Raw genomic sequence first — 23220 nt, 5'->3', positions numbered from 1 at the left:
TTTTTACAATATTAGTATATTTTAAGTTTGTCGTATATAGAAGAATTGATTAAAAGAGATACTTGAGATTTTAATTATTTGGTTCATCAATAACCATATTACTCATATTGGCTGTAGCAGGAGGGTGAGCTTTTAGGCTTTTGTGGTTAGTCTTTTCTTCTGAGCTAGAATTTTGAGAGCTACTATTGTCATTATTTGTAGAAGGAATGTTTTGTTTTTCGCCAGAGTTATCAACGGCATAATCAATAGGTGTATAAATAATAGATGTCTTTGAGTCAGTCTGACTAGCTATATTTGTTGTATCAATATTTTCTCTGACATGTTTTGTAACAAGTGTGACAATAACTATTGCAATAATTAATATTGTAAGTCTATTTATATAGTCAAAAGCTTTTAGTTTTCCATATTGAGATTTTTTATAGTAAAGTATGTCAATTTTATTGAGAATTGAAATTATCTTTTTTTCGGGAATTTCTAAATATTCGCAATACCTTCTAATTTGGTTTTTAAGTAAGCTACTTGAGCATTGCAATAATTGGTCATTACTCGCTTGTTCTATCATGTTGATAGTTTCTTCAGATAGATTTATAGCATCAGCAATAGTTTTTTGCTCAAGCTCTTTTGACTCTCGAGTATTTTTTATAAAAAGTTGAAAACTATGCATAATTTTCCAGCAATTATTAAATTTAATCATTGCTAGAGATTATATAAGAAAAAAAGATAAAATTAAATGCAGATGTACAGAGGAGGGATTAACTATTTAGCTTTATTTTTCTCTTCTAACATTTTTTCCAAGAAGTGAATGTTAGTTCCGCCCTTGATAAACTCTTCATTATTTAAGATTTCTTGATGAAGAGGAATATTTGTTTTAATACCATTAATTACCATTTCCTCAAGAGCTGCACGCATTTTTTGAAGAGCTGTTGCTCTATCATGACCACGTACAATTACTTTTGATATCATCGAGTCATAGTTTGGTGGTACTGTATAGCCAGAATATATATGTGAATCAACACGTACTCTAGGACCTGCAGGTGGATGATACATATCAATTTTACCTGGAGATGGGATCATTTTCTCTGGATCTTCAGCATTGATTCTACACTCTATTGCATGACCAACTATAGCAATGTCTTCTTGCTTCCAACTTAAACCTTGTCCACCAGCAACTCTAAGTTGCTCTTTGATAAGATCTGTAGATGTAATTGATTCTGTAACAGGGTGTTCTACTTGAATTCTAGTATTCATTTCAATGAAATAGAATTCACCATTTTCATATAAGAATTCGAATGTACCAGCCCCACGGTATTTTAAAATCTTACAAGCATTAACACATTGCTCACCAATGCGTTTTCTTTGCTCATCTGTAAGACCAATAGCAGGAGCTTCTTCAATTACTTTCTGATGTCTTCTTTGAGTAGAGCAGTCTCTTTCAAATAAGTACACGGCATTACCTTCGCCATCACCAAAAACCTGAATCTCAATATGACGAGGGTTTTCAAGGAATTTCTCCATATATACCATATCGTTATTAAAAGCGATTCTAGCTTCACTCTTCGTTAAAGAAATAGAGCTAATTAGATCTTCTTTCTTTCTAACGATACTCATACCACGACCACCGCCACCACCAGCGGCTTTGATAATTACAGGGTAGCCAATTTTTTCAGCGACTTCTAAGTTTTTCTTATCATCACTACCTAGAGGGCCACCAGAACCAGGTACACATGGTACACCAGCTTTTTTCATATATTTAATAGCTTCAACTTTATCGCCCATTACTTCGATACTTTCTGCACGGGGACCGATAAATATAAATCCACTTTCTTCAACCGCTTTTGCAAATTTTGCGTTTTCTGATAAGAAGCCATAGCCTGGATGGATTGCATCAGCATTAGTTATTTCTGCAGCTGTAATAATAGCTTGAATGTTTAAGTAACTAAGGTTAGGGGCAGCAGGACCGATACAAACAGCTTCATCTGCTAGCTTAACATGCATAAGATCAGCATCAGCTTTTGAATAAACTGCAACTGTTTTAATTTCTAGTTCTCTACATGCTCTTAAAATTCTAAGGGCTATCTCACCTCTATTGGCAATTAGTACTTTTTTAATCATTTTGTATTTACCTTTTAAAAGTTTATACTAGATTTATGAAGTCTCTATATTGTGAGTAGGTAATTACTCAACTATGAATAGAGGTTGATCAAACTGAACAGGGTCACCATCTTTAGCAAGGACTTTAACAATTTTTCCAGATTTTTCAGCTTCAATTTTATTCATAATCTTCATTGCTTCTATAATACATAGCACGTCACCTTTCTTAACTTCTTGACCTTCTTTTACATAAGGAGCAGCGTCAGGTGAAGGAGCACTATAGAAAGTACCAACCATAGGAGATTTTATTTCTTCTCCATTTATTTCTTCCTCAGTTTCTACTTTAGCAGTAGCTGTGCTAGTAGTAGAAGTACTAGTAACAGGAGCTGTAGCAACAGGAGCATTAGCAACCGGGGCTGCTGATACAACACTTGTAGTAGCTGTGTTGTTTTTTGTCATGAATATGCTTGAACCGCCATCCTTAACTTTGATCTCTTTGATATCGCTTGAGTTAAGAATCTCAGCTACTCTGTCGATTGCTTTTAATAAATCCATTGTTTTTAGTCTCCTTTCGTATTTATGTAATGTATAGCCTCTATCAATGCTAATGTATAACCTCTTGAGCCAAACCCAAATATGCAGCCATGCGCTATATCTGATAGAAACGATTTAGTCCTAAATTCTTCCCTATTATATATATTAGATAAATGTATTTCAATAAAAGGCGTCTTTGTCGCCAAAAAAGCATCTCTTATAGCCACACTTGTATGGGTATAGGCAGCAGGATTTATTATAATGAATTTTGCTTCAGTTTGTTGAATCCTATCAACTATTTCACCTTCATGATTGCTTTGAAAAAAGCTGATATTGACATTATAAGATTTAGCAAACTTTGATAATTCTAAGTTAATATCTGAAAGTTTAGAGTTTCCATAAGTTTGAGGTTCTCTTGAGCCTAGTAAGTTTAAGTTTGGACCATTAATTACTAAAATATCCATTTCTTTATATATCCTTATAGCTTTTAGTAGCTTTAACAGAGTATTTTTTTTCTGTTTCAATACAGTAACAAGTTAGTCTGCCTCCAAAAACACATCCTGTATCTAGAGCAATTCTATCTTTATCTTTTGTTTCGCCTTTAATAGCTGCCCAATGTCCAAAGATGATCTTTTTTCTATCAAATTTTTTATGCTTTAGTTTAAACCATGGTTTAAAATTTTCTGGAACTTGTTCTATTGTGGAACTGAATTTAAGATTTAACTTTCCATCTTTATCAATAGTTCTCATTCGAGTGAAATAGTTTAGGATGCATAACCATCTCTCAAAGCCTTCTAAATCTTTGCTCCATTTATCACCTTCATTATTAAACAGGTTCGCAAGCAGTAGTTTTCTAGTTGTTTCATTTTTGAATACAAATTCTACTTCTTTAGCTCGTTTTAAAGCTTTTTTGGGAGACCAGGTATGGGGTATACCTGCGTGAGATATAAAAGTATCATTAATTTGGGTTAAAAGAGGCTGGTTGCAAAGCCATTCTTGAATTTCTTTTAAGTTAGAAGCATTAAGCATTTCATCAAAAGTGTTTTTGTTGCTTGATGGAAGGTAATTATAACTAATAGCCAAAAAAAGAATTTCATGATTGCCTAAAACTGTTTCAGCTGCATCACCAAGGGACATTATGAAATTTATTGTCTCTAGTGATTTTGGGCCTTTATTTATAATATCTCCAGCAAAGATGAGTTTATCTTTTCGCTTATCAAAACTTATTTTTTGTAATAGTTGTAAAAGCTCATCATAGCAGCCTTGGATATCTCCTATTACGTATGTAGCCATTTTGTTGCACCTTAACTTAAAAAATTTGCTAAATTCACAAAATCATCAACACTTAAGTTTTCTGCACGAAGCTTTGTGTTTACTGGCAGAGAATCTGGGTCAATATTTCGTTCTTTTATTATATCCTTTAAGTTATTATGCAAGGTTTTTCTGCGTTGCGCAAAACTTTGTTTTACAATTTTTTCAAAAAAACTATAGTTCTTGAGAGTGGCTTTGCTTATTTTAGGCTTTAATCTAAGGATAGCTGAGTCAACTTTTGGTTGAGGGTAAAAAACTTCCGGAGGAATCTTTAGGATTAAGCTACAATCAAAATGATACTGTAATACTACTGATAATCTTCCATATGATTTACTGTTAGGCTGGGAAACAATTCTTTCTACAACTTCTTTTTGTAACATAAAGTGAGCATCAATTATCTTATCACTAATTTCTATAACTTTAAAAAGTATTGGAGAAGAAATGTTGTATGGTAGGTTTCCTATTAATTTTATTTTTTCATTAGAAACTTTATTAATATCAAACTTTAAAAAGTCTTCATTGTAAACTGTAGGTACACCGTACTTACTACAATTCTCAAGAAGTGTATCAATAACACTTGAATCAAATTCGACAACATTGACATTGTTACATTTAGATAAAATATGCCTAGTTAAAGCTCCAAGCCCAGGACCTATTTCTATAACTGTGTTATCTTTTTTTATATTGGCGAGTTGGACAATTTTGGTGATTATATTTTCATCTTGTAAAAAGTTTTGTCCTAAGGATTTTTTTGCTTTTGTTTTGTATTGCATCTTAATAAAGTTCAGGTGTCTTTAAATCATTTTCTAGTATTTCAATATAAGCATCATCTTTCATTGATGTTAGCCATGTTTTGTATACCTCTTGGGCTTTTTCAGCAAAAATTGCCTCTAATGCTTTTTGTTCTTTTAATTGCTCAGCAGCATCAAATTTTTTAACTTTCGTGTATTTCATTATCATCCAAGTTTTAGAGTCTGCTTGAAATGGTTCTGAGAGTTCACCTTTTTTTAGCTGGTTTAGTTGTGCAAATGCAGCAGGTGGTAAAGACGGGGGGCTATCTAATTGAGATACCCATTTGAAATCACCATCAGGATGGTCATAATCTTGATTATATTTTTCAGCCACTTTTGAAAAATCTTGCCCGCTTTCTATTGCAAGTTTTGCTCTATCTAAAGAATTTTTTGCACCTTCTTCTGTCATGCTTCCATCTAGTTTGATCTCAATTGCATAAACATAATACTTAGTTATTTTTTTGCTTAACATAGGTGCTTGCTCATTAAGATTATCTATATATACCATTTGAAGAGTATTTTTAATCAAAAAAGGTTTAGAAACCTGATGTTGTTTTAAACCTTTTACATGATCTTTGTAGATATCTCTAATAGCATCAAACTTAATGTTTTGGCTAAGTAAGCCACCTGAAGCAGAGTTTGGAGCTTGAGAGAACTGTTTAGCAAGCTCAGTAAAGTCAATATATCCTTTGTTAACTGCTATAGCTAACTTTTTGTATAGATCAATTTTTTTTTGTCGAGCTTTTTTTGAGTCTGGCAGTGTTACAATGAGATTACGGAGAGAATATAGCCTTACCGGAGCCATTTCTTTATCAAATTGTTTTTTATGTTTTTGAATATATTTTTGAATTTCTTCAGGAGATACATAGACCTGTTGAGAGATTGCTTGTTGTTGTAGCTGGTTTACCATTAATTGATCTTTGATACGCTTTTTATAACTATCAAAAGACATACCAGCACCTTCAATATTTAGTTTTAAAGACTCTACAGAAACCCCATTTTTAGCAGCAATATCTTTTATAGCAGCATCTACTTGAAGAGGGGAGATCATTATATTATTTTGTTCTGCAAGCTGAATCAGAACACTTTGAGCAATTAGGTCTTGTAGAGCTTGTCTTTTGATCTCTAGAGGATCTGAATTGAAGTTTGTATTTGGTTGACTAGCTTGAAGTTTTGCAACTTCTTGGTCAAGTTCAAATGATGTAATTGGTTTGCTATTAACAATAGCAACAGTCTTATTTAGTAGTTGTTCTTTGTTTGAAGAAGTTTGTGCTGGTATGTTCTGAGCACTACTTAAATCGGTGTTAAATGAGTTTTGGAAAAGGCTAGATGTTACATCTGCATAGCAGTTTATAAATATAGAACTAAGGGTTAAAAAAAGAAGTATTTTTTTCATTATATTCCCTGTCCCCATTCACCAGTTTCATAGCCATTAATTTGTGTTAAGCGCTCTGATATTCCTGAAGTATTACCCATGCCACCTATGCCTTTAAGTTCAAACTCTAGCATATATGTGTCTCTAAGAGGACCTAATTCTTGAGGGTTGTTAGGATCTTGGTTAGTATAAGCACTTTTTTGCCAAAGGAATCTAAGAGCCCATGATTTGGCATTATATTGAAGTCCCGCAAAGACGTTAGAAATTTGTTTTTGTTCAAAATTATAGTTCCACAAAGCAGCAATACCCCAGTGATCTGTTAGATTTAGTATTGTTGAAAGTGTTACTGTTTCTTGAGGTTTTGGCTTAACTCCATTATTCATTTGTTCTTGTGTTAATGAGTTCCAGTTATTTGCTATATTATTGTATGAGACATTAAAAATATTCTCATTTTCATCCTTATATGACAGCTGATAAACTTGGTAATCAATATTTTCTTGTTTAACTCTATAGTTAACTTGTGCGGATACATAGATATTCTTCATAACCTGGAACTCAAATGATGACATAATAGGAGAAAAAGTTTCCGTTGAAAAAGGATCCATTTGCCCAGGGTTATTACATTTTTTATCTCCTTGGCAAAGAGTTACTTTTCGGTCAGCAAAATACATCATTTGTCCAATTTTAGCAGAAGCTAGTGTTGACCCATCATCTTGATTTGTTGTTGATGCTTCTAGCGCATAGGTTACCTGATTGGCATTATTAATTCTATCATGACCAGTAAACCTGTTAACTTGAAACATTTGCATATATTGTTCGTTTTGCAAGCTTGTATCAAATAAAGGAATATCTGTTTGGTCTTGATAAGGTATATATGTATAGAATAATCTTGGGTGTAGTGTTGAGGTGTATGTTCCACTATCTGTAGTATAATCTTTATCAAAATATGCTCCAGCATCAATATTAAATATAGGTATAACACTAGTTACTGAATCTTTAGCAAATTTAATTGTGTCTGTTGGTCTATTTTCAAGTTGGTAGTAACGTATCGGTACTTCTAGTGAAGGATTTAAATATCCCCACGTTTCAGAGAAGTTACCTGTTATCTTAGGAGATTCATACGCTCTAAAAGCATTGACGTTCGTGGCATTAGGAGCTCCAGGCTTTGCCGTGCTTGGACCAGGGGCTTTATAAAAATAAGTATTAAGTGTTTCAGCACTTAAGGTTATATAGTCTGGTGTGTAGCCATCTGATGTTACGTTGAATTTCAGCTCCGGAAGCTTTGCATAGGGTCTGTTTGTCACAGTGAGGGTAGGGTTTACTACACCATATTTTAAGAATGTTAAACTTGAGTCGATATAGTCATTTGAGTAGTTAATATCAAACTCTCTATCTAAAAGTGTTTTTGTAACAAGATTTATATTACCTGCAGAGAAATCATTATAGAACTCTGCATCACTTACGTAATCATATCTTAAGTTGGTTGTAATACCATTTTTAAAGTCACCAGTATTTGTTAAGCTAAATGCTCCACGCATTTTTCCTTCTTGGAAATCATATGGTACTATTGATCCTTCGAATTGTCCCTGGAAGTAATCGGTCATATACCGGAATGTACCGTTCTCCATAAGGCCACGTTCAGACCAAAGCACTGTTTCAAGCATTAAGTCATAATTTGGCGCTAAATTAAAGTAGTAGGGAACAGAAACACCATAACCACCATTTTGGTTCTGAACGATACCAGGAAATAAGAAGCCTGATTTTCTTTTGTTGTTAATTGGGTGTGAAAAATATGGAATATACATTACAGGAATGTCTTTAATCTCAAGGAAACCATCTTTAATGTAGGCCATTTCTGTTTCTGTGTTAATGTCTATATTATCACCAGTCAATTTCCAATCATTGTCATATGGGTCACCAGATGTGATATAGCCATTTTCAAGATATAAGTCATCTCCTTGTTTTTTGAAGCTTTTACCATAACCCCTTAAATGTCCACTAAAGTGTTCTTTGTCATATATTCTTGTATCTGGAACTTCTCTAGCCATTCTGAAAAATGTTTCGCCTGCACTATAGGTTCCATCATCCATATTAGCATCAAGTTCTTTGGTTCTCAGGAAAATACCAGTTGATGGTTGTTTTGCAATAACATCTCCAGTCATTACCAGTGATCGAATTGAGCTTTTATCTTTATTGAAGTTGACAATTGCATTGTTACCATAAAGCTCTTGATCGCATTGAAGCACTTCAACATTACCTGAGGCGATTAATGTACCATCAGTGTCAAATTCAGCATTTTCATAGCTGACATCTGTTTTTTTTGACTTACATAATCTTTTTGTGAATTCGTTATCATTGTCATAGTATCCACCAGAGAAATAAGAGGATTTTTGTATCCAGCCCATATCATCTGCTAAAGCTTTCTCTTTTTCAGCAGTTTTTAGCTCATCATTAAATACGTTTTTAGGCTTTTCTGAACGTTCACAGCTCCACTCACCATCGATGACGCTACATTTCCAATCTTCTTTTATAGGGTTTTTATTCATGATGCGCGCAGCATTGCCTTGCACTGTAAAGAATACAGTGCCAAAGCAAATTAGCAGATATTTATGAATCCCCTTTAACATATTTGACCTGAAAAGCCTTAAATTATTGAGTTTTTAAAAACAACCATGGTATTATATCTGCATTTGCTAGATATTTCCATTTTAAATTTAATCACTGTATAAATACATAAATATTGGACTGCTTAATGAATATAGAAAATTACTTATCTGAACTTCTTGCTAAAACATTTCAAAAGTTAGGCTATGCTGAGAGCTTTGCTAAGGTCGTAACTTCGACTCGTGAAGGTGTTGGACATTTTCAATGCAATGGAGCAATGCCTTTAGCTAAGTTTGCTAAAAAGGCTCCTCTTATAATTGCTGAGGAAATAGTCGAAAATATTGACCAAAAACATATCTTCTCAAAAATCGAAGTTGCAAAGCCAGGTTTTATTAATATGTCTCTTACATCAGAGTTTCTTTCAAAACTAACAGATAAGTTTTTGAGTTCTGATAAGTTTGGTGTAGAAGATTTAGAAATTGCTAAAAAAGTTGTTCTAGATTTTGGTGGACCAAATGTTGCAAAACCAATGCATGTTGGACATATTAGATCTGCTTTACTTGGAGATGCTTTACAAAGAATTCATCGTTTTTATGGAGATGATGTGGTTTCAGATGTACACCTAGGTGATTGGGGTACACAAATGGGGATGTTAATTGAAGAAATAAAGTTAGATTCCCCTGATCTTGTATATTTTGATGAAGCTTATATAGGAGAGTATCCAAAAGAATCTCCCGTGACTGTTAAAGAACTTGCTGAAATATATCCTAGAGCTTCTAAAAGATGTAAATCAGATATTCAAGAGATGAAGAAAGCTAGAAAAGCGACTTTTGAATTACAGCAAGGTCGCAAAGGTTATGTAGCATTGTGGCAGCATTTTGTTAATATTTCGATTGCTGCTATTAAGAGAGATTTTGATAGTTTGGATGTCCATTTTGATTTATGGTTAGGTGAAAGTGATGCTAATAAGTTCGTTGATGAAATGATAGCTTATTTTAAAGCAGAAAATTTTATCTATGAAGATGAGGGTGCTTGGGTTATAGATACAAATAAAGAGGGTGTTCCTCCTCTTATTGTTGTTAAAAGAGATGGTGGTGTAATGTATGGCACAACTGATTTAGCAACCTTATGGCAGAGAAATAAAGATCTAGACCCAGATCAGGTTATATATGTCGTAGATAAGCGCCAATCTTTACATTTTAAACAAGTATTTAGTGTTGCAGAAAGAACAAGGGTTGTTAGTGAAAAGTGTAGGTTAAAACATGTAGCTTTTGGTACTGTAAATGGTAAAGACGGTCGTCCATTTAAAACCCGTGAAGGTGGGGTTATGCATTTGTCAGACCTTATCTCTCAAGCTAAAGACTGTGCTAGGGAAAGAATGCCTGATGAGAAAGATGAAAATGTTATAAATCAAATAGCTATGGCAACCATTAAGTTTGGTGATTTGGTTAATAATTATTCAAATGATTATATTTTTGATTTAGAAAAGTTTGCACAATATGAAGGCAAAACAGGGCCATATTTGTTATACACGACTGTTCGCGCAAAATCTATTCTTAGAAAGATATTTAGTGATGATTATGTGCTACAAGATTTAATTAGAGATTGTAGGGTTCTTAATGCTGAAAATGAGCATGAGGAAAAACTGCAGTTGCAACTTATTCAGTTTCCTATTGCTATATCTAGAGCCTATGAGAATTCCCAACCTCATCATATTTGTGAGTATGCGTACTCATTGGCAAATAGTTTTAATAAATTCTATGTTAATTGTCCTATTACTAGTCTTGATGATGGCAATGTTAAAAGCTCTAGAGTTGCTCTATGTGTTGCCGCAGTGAAGGCAATGAGTATAGCTACAGATTTATTAGGTATTTCTATCCCTGAGAGAATGTAAAACTTTAAAGTTAGTTATTTAATTAAAATATATTTATACAAATCTTCTTTTGTTAGGGTTTTATAGATTTCAGATTTATTTTTACTAGATGTAATTGAGGCAAGAATATATGCTTAAGCTTTTTAATCAGCCAAAGGCTTTTTATACAATTTTTATGTTAGAGATATGGGAGCGTTTTGGTTATGCTGCTTTAATATCTATTTTGGTGGTATATCTTCAACAAGGAAGTATAAGTCTAAGTGAAGATGGGGCTATAGCTACTTATGCAGCTTTAGCAGCTCTTGTGTATGCATTTATTGCTATTGGTGGTTATATAGGTGACTCTATACTTGGGGCTAAACGAACAATAGTTTTAGGATTGGTAGTGTTACTATGTGGCTATATCCTTTTGATCTTTGACAATAAGCAACCTGTTCTTTGGGGGTTGTCTTTTATATGTGTTGGAACAGGATTATTTAAGTCGAATCCGACTAGTTTGCTGTCAAGGTGTTATACAAATAGTGATTCAGGTCAAATTAGTAATGCTTTCACACTATTTTATATGGCTATAAATTTTGGATCATTGCTAGGCTTAGCAATGATTCCTAATATAGCAAAACAATTTGGATATTCATCAGCATTTACAATTGTTTCATTATCTATGGTATTAGCTATTATGACATTTGTTGGTTTTAGGTTTACTATGAAACATATATCTACCCATGCAGGCGCTAAAAAATTAAATTATGGATATCTCGCTGTAGTGATAGTTGGCGTAGTTTTCATGATATGCTTAGTTAAATGTTTATTAGACTATTTGCTTGTTGCGAAACTAATTGTTGTTCTTACTTTTATTTTATGTGGGTTTATCTATGTATATTTAGCTTTTTCTTATAAAAAAGCAGGTTATTTCTATAAGATGATGTTGGCTTTAATTCTTATGTGTGAAGCAATGGTTTATAAGATTTCATATATGCAGATGGCATCGTCAATAAATCTTTTTACTATTAAAAATACTGATCATACAATTTTAGGATTAAATATTGCTCCAGAGTCTTTTCAGTCACTAAATCCTTTTTGGATATTTATATTAGGGCCTATTTTGGCTATGTATTATGTTCGTACAAATAATACGAAGTTTGATTTGAGTGTATATGCAAAGTTCTCTATGGGACTACTTGTGATAGGTTTATCTTTTGTTGTGCTATATATCTCGAAGTTTACAGCAGTAAATGGAGTTATTTCTTCTTATTGGTTAGTACTTAGCTATGCACTACAGGCGACAGGCGAACTCTTTATTTCAGCTATAGGGTTATCAATGTTTACGAAACTTGCGCCAGCTCGAGTAAATGGTTTTATGGTTGGGGTATGGTGGGTTTTCTTAGCATTTGCATCAATTTTGGGAGGATTAGTAGCTCAGTTAATAGCTATTAGTAAGGATCAAGCATTAACTATGACTCATGTGACTTCTTTGAACAACTATACTCATTTATTTCTTATGATAGGTATTGGAATAGTTATTGTGTCATTTATATCTTTTGGTTTATCACCAATCAAAAAAATGCTTATGAATAAATAATAAGTTAAAATTAGTTTTTTATCTCAGCTAATATTCTATGATAGTTTTTAAATCGAGTGGGATTGATATTGCCTTCATTTAGTTGTTTAACTATTTCACAACCCTTTGAGCCTTCTTCATGAGAGCAATTTCTAAATTGACACATTCCTTTGTACTTCTTAAAATCTAAAAAGCCATCGAAGAGTTCTTCTTGAGTAATATGCCATAAGCCAAATTCTCTAATACCAGGTGAATCGATAATATTTGTTTGATTATCTATTTCGTATAAGGTTGAGCAAGTAGTTGTATGACGTCCTTTTTTAGTTGAGCCAGATACTGCGGTTGTCTCAGTAATTTTTTCACCAAGAATTGTATTAAGTGTTTCAGATTTGCCAACTCCTGATTGCCCTAGGAATATTGAAGTTTTACCACTAAGAGCATCAAGAAGTTTATCTATACCTATATTATTTTTTGCAGAGATGTAAAAAGCTTGGTAGCCAATATCTTTGTACACGCTTGCTAAGTTTTCGATATGTTGTTTGTCTTGCTCAGATTGATCATCTATTTTATTTATGACGATAATAGGTTCGATATCGCTATTATGAAGGGCTGCTAAATATCTATCTATATAATGTTCAACAGGTGCTGGAGAGTGTGTAATAATAATTACGGCATTATCTATATTTGCAGCAATATTCTTATTTTTACGTTGATATTGGTTTGGACGAGATATAAGATTTTTACGCTCAAGAAGTTTTGTAATTACATAAGTTGAGTTAGTGTATTCAAGCTCGACATTATCACCGACAGTTAGTTCACCTTTTAGATGACTTCTGTGAACAGCTGATATTTTGTCACCATTTGCTAGTTTTACAGAGATGTTACCACCAAAGTTAGTTATGATTTTTCCTTGCAAGAATAAGTCGAAGTTATTTCAATATTGGAAATGATTATAAGCTTTATTTATTAAATTGTTAATATTAGTCTTAACTATAATTGAATAAAAACAGCTTCTTTGCTAGTATCAGAACAATAACTTAGTGTTTTTGCTAAAAATTACAAGGAGAATCGTTAATGAAAAAAACTAAACTTATAGCTTTAATGGCTATGGCAGCTTTTGGTGCTACTAGCATGTCATATGCAGCGGATGCTGATAAATCTGATTCACAGCCAAATCTTTCTCCAGAAGGATATTGGGTTCAATTTGATGAGGATAAAGATGCTGGTCGTGGTATGCCTCAAGGGATAATCCATACTTATGTTGTTAATAAAGACACAAAAGATGCTCGTGGTAAAAATGGTACACTTCAAATGGAAATAGTTGTTCCTTTAATGAATGTTGATGCTGCAGGCAAGCCAACTAAACCAAGATTAACTTGCCATAATTGTAAAGATGGTTCGTATAATGGCTTTACTTATAAAGGTAAAAATGCCAACTTACAAGGTTTGGTTTTTGCAGGTAACATGCAAAAACAATCTGGTACTGGTGTTAAAGGTCAAAAGAGTGATGTATATAAAAATGGTGGTGTAATTAACCCTAATGATGGTAAGGTTTATGCTTCTGAAGCTCAAGTTCAAGATGGCGGTGAGACAATGTATGCTAAAGCTGCTTATATCGTATGGGGCAAAGAACTAGGAAGTAAAGATGCACATTGGAAGAGAATTTCAAAAGCTGACTATGAAAAAGTTAAAGCTGACTGTGGTGTGACTTCTAAAGGTGTATATGCAAATGATAACTCAGAAGTTACTGCTAAATGTATAAACTATCCAGTTGGTCAATTTGGTGTTAAAAGTCCTGTCTAATTAGTTTGTATAATTACAAATTTTCTTTATACTTTATCTTAAAATAATCTCTTTTTTTAACAAAAATGATGAAAAAAATCCTCTCTATATTTTCTGTGGTTGTTCTTATATCTTTTAGTTATGCTAGTAGTGATAAGCTTGCAGCTACTGGTTACTGGCTACAAAAAGATAAAGATACAAATACAAATGTTTCGGTGATCCATGCATACAATAATGATGATGGTAATTTAAATGCAGAAGTATTTGTTCCACTATCAAATGTTGATGATGGTAAAGTACATGAGCCAATTATTTATTGTGAAAATTGTGGTAAGGGTGATGCTTATGGTCACAAATATGATTACTCAAGTGGTAAAGAAAAGTATCAGGGCTTAGAGTTCGTTTGGGATGTTAAAAAATCCTCTAAAGATAAGGCTACAGATAAAGGGCCTGTCTATGAAAAAGGGTCTGTTCTAAACCCTCATGATGGCAAGTATTATCATGTTAAAGCACAAACTATTGATAGTGGTAAGAAGGTTTATGTAAGAGCATTTTGGGGAATGTTTGGCAAAGATGAGTATTGGGAAAGAATATCAAAGTCAGAAGCTAAGAAAATAAGAAAGAAATGTGGTTTGACAAAAGATAATGTCTATCCTTATGAAGATAAAGATGGCAAAGTTAATAATCCTAAGCTATTCAAAGAATGCTCAACTAGAGATTTTATAAAAGATCCTATATAGATAAATATGCAGTCACAATTACAAGACTATCGTCAAATAAAAATCCTTTCTCAAAGCTTAGCAAATCAAATAGCTGCTGGTGAAGTTATTGAAAGACCTTCATCTGTAGTTAAAGAGCTTGTAGAGAATTCTATAGATGCAGGGGCTACTACTATAACTATTGAGGTTCAAGAGGGTGGTAAATCTCTAATACGAATCCGTGATAATGGTAGGGGAATTACTCAACAAGATTTAGAGTTAGCTTTAGCTCCACATGCAACTAGCAAAGTTTATACACTTGATGAATTGGAGTCTGTAGCTAGCATGGGTTTTCGAGGTGAAGCTTTGGCGAGTATTGCGTCAGTTTCTAAGTTAAAGATTATATCGAAACACCATGATTCTAGTGAGGCTTGGCAAATTAATAATCAAACTAGAGAAGTTGTACCAGCTGCACATGTTACAGGTACAACTATAGAGGTTAGTGAGCTTTTTTATAATACTCCAGCACGTCGTAAGTTTTTAAAGAAAGATAATACTGAATTTTTGCATATTTCAGACCTACTAAAGAAATACATGCTTTGCTACTTTGGTATAGCATTTAAGCTTATCCATAATGGTAAAGAGGTTAAAGATTTACTTTTAGCAGAAGATTCTCAACTTAAATATAATCGTGTTTTGGAGCTATATAGTCGAGAGTTTATCGAAAATGCTATCTACATAGATAAAGAGGTTGGCGATGCACATCTATGGGGTTGGGTAGCTAGTCCTAGGTTTAATAGAGCTCGAGCAGATATGCAGAGTTTCTATATCAATGGGAGAATTATCAAAGATAAGATTGTCACGCATGCTATCAAAAATGCTTATAAAGATGTGATGTATGGTAATAGATATCCAGCATTTTTGCTGTATCTAGATATGGATTATCGAGAGGTTGATGTAAATGTTCATCCGGCCAAAAGTGAAGTGCGTTTTAGAAACCAAAAGTTTATCTATGATTTTCTCTTTGGTACTGTAAACAAAGCGATAACTACAAGTGCGGATGTAGATGTTGAAGTTGAAAATACAAAGTTTAGTCAAGATATAAGCCAACAAGAATATAGTAGTAGTGCAAATAATCCTCTTAATATTGGCAATATGAGTTTGGATATTAGTGTTGAAGATGAGAAAGAAGAAGATACTAGCACTAAATTACTTGATAGATACTTTAATAATCAAAGTTCTCAAGAAAATGAAATCCATATTACACGACAACCTAAATCTAGCGGCTTAGGACAGGCAATTTGTCAGATACATGGGATATATATTCTTTCGCAAATTGAAGATGGCGTTGTGCTTGTGGATATGCATGCAGCTCATGAGAGAATACTCTATGAAGAAATGAAAAAAACATGGCATGCAGATGCTGATAAGTTTAAACAAAATCTTCTAATGCCACTTACATGTCAGCTATCTAGTAGTATTGTTGCAACTATTGATGAGAATATCGAAGTCTTCGAAAAGCTAGGTTTCGAAATATCAATAATAGCTGATGATGCAATACTTGTGCGTTCAACGCCTATCTATGTTAAAGATAAAGATATACAAAATCTAATATCAAATGTGGCTACAGAGCTTACATCTTCTGGTAAGACTAAAAGTGTTGAGTTTTATCTAAACCATATCTTGGCTACAGTATCTTGTCATGCAGCTGTACGAGCAAATGATAAATTAAGTATTCCAGAGATGGATCATCTACTAAGACAAATGGAAACAGTCGAAAACTCAGGTCAATGTAATCATGGCCGACCAACTTGGGTGAAGCTTAATTTTGCTCAATTAGATAGTTTCTTTTTGAGGGGAAGATAATCCTAAGTTTTTCGTAGAGACAAGTCGCGACTTGTCTAATTGTAGTGACAGAACATTGTTCTGTTTTTTCTATTTCGCTACTTACTACGTAAGTTATAGCGACATACTTTTTTCATGGCAGAAAAAGTATGCAAAACTGCCTAGCACTACGCTATCGTAGTTCAAAACAAATGGAAAATAAAAAAACTCACTTCGTTCAAACAGTTTTATTTTCTAATCATTTGTTTTTGAAACTACTTGTCGCTGATGTGCAGTCTTATATTTTTGTTTGATATCATAGGATTATATACTTATTATTAAAATATCAAAGATAAATAATTTAAGGATAGCTTTGAAAAAACATATATCAACAGTTTTAAGCTTTATAATACTTGGAATACTGGCTTGGGGTAGTTATTGGATTATCTCTACAGTTTGGGGTCAATTTAAGCTTTTAGATCCGAAAGTCTCAATAAGTTTATTAACTGGTGCGACTACTGTAATAGCAGCGACTCTAGCAGTTGTCTTAGGAAAATATTTTGAACGTAAAAGAGATATTGAAGCGCATTATAGAGAAAAGAAAATACAAATATATGATGAATTTTTATGCGAATTTTTTAAATTATTTAATTCAGAGTATGGTAATGAAGAAAGCCAAGGGCTTGTTAGCTTTCTTCGTGAGTGGCAACGGAAAATGATTTTATGGGGAGGTCAAGATGTATTATCAAAATATATTGCCTGGAAGGAACATATGCAAAAAAATAAACCTAATGCTAAAACAATGTTTATGATGGAGGAGTTTTTTTTAGAAATTAGGAAAGATCTGGGTCATAAAAATAATAAATTGGTTAAGGGCACTTTTATATATTTAATTCTTCAAAATGCTGAACTTTTTCTACGTATGGCTAAAGATAATCCAGATTTAACATTGGAAGAACTAGTTCAGAAAGAAAAATGTTTAGCAAATTCATAAAATAAAAATAATTAAAGTCAAGAATCCAACCCATCCAAATACTTCTCAGCATCTAGAGCAGCCATACAGCCAGTGCCAGCAGAAGTTACAGCTTGTTTATAAACATGGTCCGCTACATCCCCAGCGGCAAAGACACCTTTGATATTTGTTTGAGTAGCATCACCAGTTAGTCCAGACTTAACTTTGATATAGCCATTTTCCATCTCAATTTGACCTTCAAAAATACCTGTGTTTGGTGTATGACCAATAGCGATAAATACGCCAGCTACACTAAGGGTATTTTCTTTATTAGTTTTGACATTTTTTATTCTAAGAGAGTCTACACCTGCTTCAGTACCACAGACTTCTTCTAATGTTGTATCCCAAAGAATATTGATATTACCATTTTCTGCCTTTTCCATAAGTTTATCTATAAGGATTTTTTCAGATCTTAAAGAGTCTCTACGATGAATTAAAGTTACAGATTTAGCAATATTTGATAAGAAAAGAGCTTCCTCAACAGCTGTATTCCCACCACCTACGACAGCAACATCTTGTTGCTTGTAGAAGAAACCATCACAAGTTGCACATGCTGATACACCTTTACCCATGAATTTCTCTTCTGATTCTAAACCTAAATATCTTGCAGTAGCACCAGTTGAGATGATTAGGGCATCACAAGTATACTCTTCTAACTCACCAATTAGCTTAAAAGGTCTAGTTTGTAAATCTACAGAGTTGATAGTGTCATAAGCGATTTGAGTATCAAATCTTTCTGCCTGTTTTTGTAGTTTATCCATAAGCTCAGGCCCCATGATGCCATCAGGTTCACCTGGCCAGTTATCTACATCTGTAGTAGTTGTAAGTTGTCCGCCTGGTTGCATACCTGTGATAATTACGGGGTTTAAATTTGCGCGAGCTGCGTAGATTGCTGCAGAGTAACCAGCAGGTCCAGAACCTAGAATTATTAATTTGTGATGATTTGCCATTTTTTTTTGAAACTTTTGAATAAATAGGTGAGCAAAATTATAGCATAGTGCTTAGGTAAGTGAAATTTTGAAGTTACTATCTTAAAATATTTATTTAAACATATTTAGCTACTTGCTTAGTAAGTTATAGCGACATACTTTTTTCATGGTAGCCCTTCGGCTTCGTTCAGGAACCGGTATGCAAAACAGCCTAGCACTACACTACCGTAGTTTAAAGCAAAAAACTCACTTCGCTCAAACAGTTTTATTTTCTAATCATTTGTTTTTGAAACGACTAATCGCTAATGTGCATTTACCTCTTCGATAATACTTTCTATCTCTGCAAAATCATCAATATAGGCAAAGCTATCTAAAGATTTAAGATCTAGGCCATTATGATAACCGTAACTAACCATTACAGCATTTACATTTGCTTCTTTAGCACATAAAAAATCATTCATAGAATCGCCAACCATTAGACTTTCTTCAGCTTTAGCATTTAGTTTATCTATAGCAAAAAGTAGGGGTTCGGGATATGGTTTGTAGCTAGTTGTAGTATCTCCTCCTACAATCACTTCAAAATAGTCAATCAAACCTAAATGAGTTAGAGACTGTATGGCATCTTCTTCATGTTTGTTTGTTACAACAGCCATTTTAATATTTTGTTGTTTTAAAAAATCTAGTGTCTCAATAACATTTGGATATACTCTGCTATTTGTACTATTCAAAGTTTTGTATGTTTGGCTGACAATTTTGACACCTTCATCAGCTATAGATTCAATATAATCCTTATTATCAAAATCTAATGCTAGGACTTTTCTAACAGTGGTGGGGTAGCCTTTACCAATTATATTAGCTAAGATCTTTTCAGATACTGGATTAAGGCCGAAGTGTTTACGCATAGTGTTTGTAGCAACAGTTAAGTCACCTACAGTATTTACAAGTGTTCCATCTAAGTCAAAGAATATGTTTTTTATCATAAATATAATATAAGTTATAGTGTATTTTATAAAATTATATACATTAAGAATAAATATTTCATATAAAATTTATTAAGTTTGCTTGCAGCATATTTGTTGATATATTAGGCAGGTATGCTATTATTTGCTATTGTAAATTAAATTTTAAGAATAAAGAGGAAACAAGTGAATAAAACAAAAATAGTGGCTATGATTTGTGTAGGGTAGTATCAACGGCATTAATTAGTTGTTCTAAGGATAATGATAGTGGTATAAGTTGGAAGCAAACTATAACACTTTCTGGTGGTGATTATGGTACAGCAGGTCCAACAAGTGGTGGTAATGCAACAGTTGGTACTTGGACACTTAGTGGAAACTCAGTAACTATTACATGTCCAGCAGGATATGCAGTTCCAATAACAGGAACTCTTCCTATGGGTGGTAATGTAGGTTCTCCAGTTCGCAATAACTCAGATCAGGATCTGACAAGTGGTATTACTAGAGTATCAATGTATATGTTTGATGGTGCTACAAGAATCGATATTTCTAGTAGCTCTAGTGTGGCGGGAGGTTCTGTACTAAATGCTATCTATAATGCTGAGTCAAGCGGTGGAAGTACTATTGTAACTAATGCGCTTTGTATAAGTACTGATAACCAAAAATATTTTGTAGCGGTATAAGGTTTTACTCTAAAATTGTGAACTTATAGAAATCATTTCATCAATTTGACTAATTTTAATTTCTAAAGCAGAAGCTGGGAATGCTGTAGAGTCAGTATTTCGTAAAATTTTCTTAGAAGCAGAGCAATGGACATTTGTTACTTTTGTGTTTTCTAGTATTTCTTTCACATTGGCTGAGTTAATTCCACCACCAGGCATTATTTTAATTTGGCTTCCAAATTTTTCTTGTAGTGATTTTATAGTTTCTAAACCAGTTATTACATTCGTCGCAGTTCCTGATGTTAAAACTCTATCAAAACCAAGTCTAATAATTTCTTGAGTAGCCGTGTATATATTTGTTGTTAAATCAATTGCTCTGTGAAAAGTTAGTTCTTTACCAGCTTGTTTTGTAAGTTCAATAAATGGTTTTAAAAACTCTTTATCAATCTTGTTTTCTTTAGTTAAAGCACCAATTACAACTCCATCAATATTTAGCTCAAGCATTGTTTTTAAGTCATTAAGCATAATTTGTTGATCTATCTCATCATAATAAAAATCCCCAGCACGATGGCGAACCATAGCTTGTAGTGAACTTGTAAAATTTTCTTTGGCAAATTTAACTAAGTTAGGTGAGGGTGTAAGTCCTTCAACTCCAAGTGCAGAACATAGTTCTAATCTATCTGCACCAGCTTTTTGAGCATTAATAATCGATTGATAGTTATCTATACAGATTTCTAGGGTTGTCATGGATGAGTAGATTATCTAATTTTAATTAGCATATTATAACATCAGTTATATTGTAGTTTCGCTACTTACTGCGTAAGTTATAGCGACATACTTTTTGCATGGCAAAAAAAGTAGCATGTCATTGCGTCAGGCTTGATCACGCAATCTATTACAGAAATATGGTTTTTGTATTTTTGATGACTAAAGTAATAAACATTTTTCAGAATATTGCTCAATTTGGCTATAATTACTCTAAGAAAGTTAATTTTTAGAGAATTTAATGAGTAAATTATTTATAGTCTATCTAGGTGGGAGTGCACCAAAAGCAAATATTGAGTTACATGATGTACAGTTTGTAGTTGGAGAGAGTATTGAAGATACTTATGAGCAATTAAGAAAAAACTGGTTTGGTACAGTTAAGGGTTTACATCTTGATAGCTACAAAGCTGTAAAAGGTGCAGATGGATATCAAATATCACTTCAAGATCAGCCTCAAGATTTTGATAAGAATTTATATTTTGTAAACCTTGGTGGATATGATGAGTATAAACTAAATGAGTTACATGAGTTTGCACTATTTGTTGCTGCAGATAAGGCAGAGGCAAAAGAAAAAGCTAAGAAAAGTTTGCTAAAAAACTCTATTCATCAGCATAAAGATAATCTTATGGAAGTTGATGATTGTTTAGAGCTTAGCAAGATAGGTGGTAAGTATATTCATCTAAATTCAAGTGATGAAAAATATGATCTAAGACCTGATTGGTTTGGGTATAGGGTGATTGGGTAGGTCAAAGATATCAAATTTTTTAAGAATTAGTGTCCGAGTTATAATATCGACTCAGCTTGCTTCTTAATAGGCTCATTCATATCATTAGCCCAAACTCAATAGAAGACTGGTTCACTACCTTTAAAGCTTGTAATTAATAAGATAGTTGGATTGTATGGCAATTAATTAAACTAGTTGCTTATTAATTTTGTTCATTAATATTTGAGATTCAGCTTTAGATATACCGTCAAAACTAGTACCTTTAATATAAACTTTTGCTTGATTTGGATTATTATCAACAGGACTAATTGCTACATTAACTTTTTTACCTGCAGAGTTCACAAGTTCTGTCGAATTAGTATTATCTTTGTCATTAGTTTCAGTTTTGATAACTTTGTAGCCATTTTCTTTTAGAACACCATTAACAACTTGTGTAACTTCTTTTGGTGTTTTTTCAAAAGCATTAGAGGCGTCAGGATCGTTCATCCATCCGTATGCCATATATCCTGCAGCAGCTCCAGCTAAAGCTAAGCCTGTTACAGCCATTTGAGTGTTGCTACAACCAACTAACATTGATACTCCTGCAGCGCATAATACAAGTTTGATTTTTTTCATAATATATTTTCTCCTAAAATTTTAGTAATTATTAGTTCGTAAAACTAAGATATTATTACATAAAGATGACTATTTTAATACTATATTTTATTGATGCTAATATGTTTTTAATTTAGTTCCTAAACTTAAAAGATTTACATACTTTAAAGTAATCTTAGAACTTTCAATGTATATTTTTTTATATTAATGCCGTTATGATATACATTTAGCTTGTCTCTTAACAGGTTCATTCATATCATCAGTCCAAACCCAGTAATAAACTGGTTCGCTACCTTTAAAACTAGTTACGAAATGATTATCTTGATTATCAATAGCATGAATAGTTAATTCATCTAAATATCCAGTTTTTAGATGGCGTAAGTCTTTAGCTGCTTCTAATACTGCTTCTTTTACAGACATTCCCATTTTCATATATAATACTACAGATCTAGCAGTACCACAGCGGATTGCCATCTCACCAGTATGAGTACAAGCACAAGCCCCATACCTTGAGTCAGCATACGAGCCAGCTCCGATAATCGGACTATCTCCAAGTCTGCCTGGGTAACGCCAACCCCAACCAGAAGTACTTGTTGCAGATGATATAGTATTCTTGTGATCTTTTGATAGATAAACTGTAGTGTCAAATATTTTTTCAGGATCAACTGCAAATTTGCTTAGCTCAATAAGAGGAATATTTGGGAAGTTAACTTTTTGTTTAGGTGTTAGATGTTTGTTTAAATGTTCTAACCAAACTTTTTTTATTTCAGGTAATAGATTATCAATCTTAGTAGCATTGATTTCGTTGGCAAAACGGTTTGCACCTTCAGCTACTAATATCTCATGGTGTAATCTTTGCATAACTTCATAAGCAACTTCAATTGGGTTAGCATAGCCTTTTAGAGCACCTATAGAGCCTGTGCGTAGATCATTCCCATCCATCACAGAAGCATCTAATGTTACATTACCCAAGATATCAGGCCATGAGCCTCTACCTACAGTTTTTATAGTAGTATCATTTTCAACAAGTTTGATACCTTCAATAATAGCTCGAAGACCATTTTCTTTATTTTTAAGCCTTTTAAAAGCTTCAGGTACGCCACTACGACCCTCATCATTTGCAATTAAAATCATTTT

Annotated in this window: 22 protein-coding genes; 8 read left to right on the top strand and 14 right to left on the bottom strand. The window is 33.1% G+C overall.

Annotation, left to right across the window (positions count from 1 at the left end):
* Positions 1–70: 70 nt before the first annotated feature.
* The 8 genes from QI37_RS03720 to QI37_RS03685 all read right to left on the bottom strand — a co-directional run bounded on the left by QI37_RS03720 (position 71) and on the right by QI37_RS03685 (position 8729).
* Positions 71–664, bottom strand: a complete 594-nt coding sequence (locus tag QI37_RS03720) for a helix-turn-helix domain-containing protein (protein ID WP_040008683.1) — start codon at positions 662–664, stop codon at positions 71–73.
* Positions 665–756: 92 nt separating this feature from the next.
* Positions 757–2112, bottom strand: coding sequence for an acetyl-CoA carboxylase biotin carboxylase subunit (gene accC / locus QI37_RS03715; RefSeq protein WP_040008681.1), 1356 nt, complete (start codon positions 2110–2112; stop codon positions 757–759).
* A gap of 63 nt (positions 2113–2175) precedes the next feature.
* Positions 2176–2646, bottom strand: a complete 471-nt coding sequence (gene accB, locus QI37_RS03710) for an acetyl-CoA carboxylase biotin carboxyl carrier protein (RefSeq protein ID WP_040008679.1) — start codon at positions 2644–2646, stop codon at positions 2176–2178.
* 5 nt (positions 2647–2651) lie between these two features.
* Positions 2652–3089, bottom strand: coding sequence for a type II 3-dehydroquinate dehydratase (gene aroQ / locus QI37_RS03705; RefSeq protein WP_040010692.1), 438 nt, complete (start codon positions 3087–3089; stop codon positions 2652–2654).
* Positions 3090–3093: 4 nt separating this feature from the next.
* Positions 3094–3918 (bottom strand): symmetrical bis(5'-nucleosyl)-tetraphosphatase, encoded by an 825-nt coding sequence (locus tag QI37_RS03700; protein WP_040008678.1) that lies wholly within the window; start codon positions 3916–3918, stop codon positions 3094–3096.
* A gap of 11 nt (positions 3919–3929) precedes the next feature.
* Positions 3930–4709 (bottom strand): 16S rRNA (adenine(1518)-N(6)/adenine(1519)-N(6))-dimethyltransferase RsmA, encoded by a 780-nt coding sequence (gene rsmA / locus QI37_RS03695; protein WP_040008676.1) that lies wholly within the window; start codon positions 4707–4709, stop codon positions 3930–3932.
* A 1-nt stretch (position 4710) separates the two neighbouring features.
* Positions 4711–6123, bottom strand: a complete 1413-nt coding sequence (locus QI37_RS03690) for a peptidylprolyl isomerase (RefSeq protein WP_040008674.1) — start codon at positions 6121–6123, stop codon at positions 4711–4713.
* Positions 6123–8729, bottom strand: a complete 2607-nt coding sequence (locus QI37_RS03685) for an LPS-assembly protein LptD (protein ID WP_040008671.1) — start codon at positions 8727–8729, stop codon at positions 6123–6125. The genes QI37_RS03690 and QI37_RS03685 overlap by 1 nt, the downstream gene beginning before the upstream one ends.
* 125 nt (positions 8730–8854) lie before the next feature.
* Here QI37_RS03685 and argS point away from each other — a divergent pair, with 125 nt between their 5' ends.
* Positions 8855–10600, top strand: coding sequence for an arginine--tRNA ligase (argS, locus tag QI37_RS03680; protein ID WP_040008669.1), 1746 nt, complete (start codon positions 8855–8857; stop codon positions 10598–10600).
* Between the two features lie 109 nt (positions 10601–10709).
* Positions 10710–12158, top strand: a complete 1449-nt coding sequence (locus QI37_RS03675; RefSeq protein WP_040008666.1) for a peptide MFS transporter — start codon at positions 10710–10712, stop codon at positions 12156–12158.
* A 10-nt stretch (positions 12159–12168) separates the two neighbouring features.
* On the opposite strand, the gene rsgA is transcribed toward QI37_RS03675, so the two are convergent.
* Entirely contained in the window at positions 12169–13053 is an 885-nt protein-coding gene (rsgA, locus tag QI37_RS03670) for a ribosome small subunit-dependent GTPase A (protein WP_040008664.1), read from the bottom strand.
* A gap of 158 nt (positions 13054–13211) precedes the next feature.
* Between rsgA and QI37_RS03665 the strand changes: the two genes are divergently transcribed.
* The 4 genes from QI37_RS03665 to QI37_RS03650 all read left to right on the top strand — a co-directional run bounded on the left by QI37_RS03665 (position 13212) and on the right by QI37_RS03650 (position 17435).
* Positions 13212–13940 carry a DUF2147 domain-containing protein gene (locus QI37_RS03665; RefSeq protein WP_040008660.1) on the top strand — a complete coding sequence of 243 codons (729 nt, stop codon included), beginning with the start codon at positions 13212–13214 and terminating at the stop codon, positions 13938–13940.
* Positions 13941–14005: 65 nt separating this feature from the next.
* Positions 14006–14659 (top strand): DUF2147 domain-containing protein, encoded by a 654-nt coding sequence (locus QI37_RS03660; protein ID WP_040008657.1) that lies wholly within the window; start codon positions 14006–14008, stop codon positions 14657–14659.
* Between the two features lie 6 nt (positions 14660–14665).
* Positions 14666–16483, top strand: a complete 1818-nt coding sequence (mutL, locus tag QI37_RS03655; protein ID WP_040008654.1) for a DNA mismatch repair endonuclease MutL — start codon at positions 14666–14668, stop codon at positions 16481–16483.
* A gap of 331 nt (positions 16484–16814) precedes the next feature.
* On the top strand, positions 16815–17435 hold the full coding sequence (locus QI37_RS03650; RefSeq protein ID WP_040008652.1) for a hypothetical protein: 621 nt from the start codon (positions 16815–16817) through the stop codon (positions 17433–17435).
* A gap of 17 nt (positions 17436–17452) precedes the next feature.
* Here the strand turns inward: QI37_RS03650 and trxB are convergent, their stop codons facing one another.
* On the bottom strand, positions 17453–18403 hold the full coding sequence (gene trxB, locus QI37_RS03645; protein ID WP_040008649.1) for a thioredoxin-disulfide reductase: 951 nt from the start codon (positions 18401–18403) through the stop codon (positions 17453–17455).
* A gap of 281 nt (positions 18404–18684) precedes the next feature.
* Positions 18685–19362 (bottom strand): HAD-IA family hydrolase, encoded by a 678-nt coding sequence (locus QI37_RS03640; protein ID WP_040008647.1) that lies wholly within the window; start codon positions 19360–19362, stop codon positions 18685–18687.
* A gap of 194 nt (positions 19363–19556) precedes the next feature.
* Here QI37_RS03640 and QI37_RS03635 point away from each other — a divergent pair, with 194 nt between their 5' ends.
* Positions 19557–20021: a hypothetical protein gene (locus QI37_RS03635; RefSeq protein ID WP_040008645.1), complete on the top strand. Its 465-nt coding sequence runs from the start codon at positions 19557–19559 to the stop codon at positions 20019–20021.
* 9 nt (positions 20022–20030) lie between these two features.
* Here QI37_RS03635 and QI37_RS03630 read toward each other — a convergent pair whose 3' ends face one another.
* The gene (locus tag QI37_RS03630) at positions 20031–20747 is read right to left on the bottom strand and encodes a copper homeostasis protein CutC (RefSeq protein WP_040008644.1); all 717 of its coding nucleotides are present in this window, start codon (positions 20745–20747) and stop codon (positions 20031–20033) included.
* Between the two features lie 259 nt (positions 20748–21006).
* Here QI37_RS03630 and QI37_RS03625 point away from each other — a divergent pair, with 259 nt between their 5' ends.
* Positions 21007–21510 (top strand): DUF1543 domain-containing protein, encoded by a 504-nt coding sequence (locus QI37_RS03625; RefSeq protein ID WP_040008642.1) that lies wholly within the window; start codon positions 21007–21009, stop codon positions 21508–21510.
* A gap of 165 nt (positions 21511–21675) precedes the next feature.
* Here the strand turns inward: QI37_RS03625 and QI37_RS03620 are convergent, their stop codons facing one another.
* Positions 21676–22104 (bottom strand): hypothetical protein, encoded by a 429-nt coding sequence (locus QI37_RS03620; RefSeq protein ID WP_040008640.1) that lies wholly within the window; start codon positions 22102–22104, stop codon positions 21676–21678.
* Between the two features lie 192 nt (positions 22105–22296).
* On the bottom strand, positions 22297–23217 hold the full coding sequence (locus QI37_RS03615) for a glycosylasparaginase (protein ID WP_040008638.1): 921 nt from the start codon (positions 23215–23217) through the stop codon (positions 22297–22299).
* Positions 23218–23220 lie beyond the last annotated feature (3 nt).

The organism is Candidatus Francisella endociliophora (assembly GCF_000764555.1).
Classification (GTDB): Bacteria; Pseudomonadota; Gammaproteobacteria; order Francisellales; family Francisellaceae; genus Francisella; species Francisella endociliophora.
The sequence above is the reverse complement of the archived record's forward strand: the minus strand, read 5'-3'. Positions and strand labels throughout refer to the sequence as shown.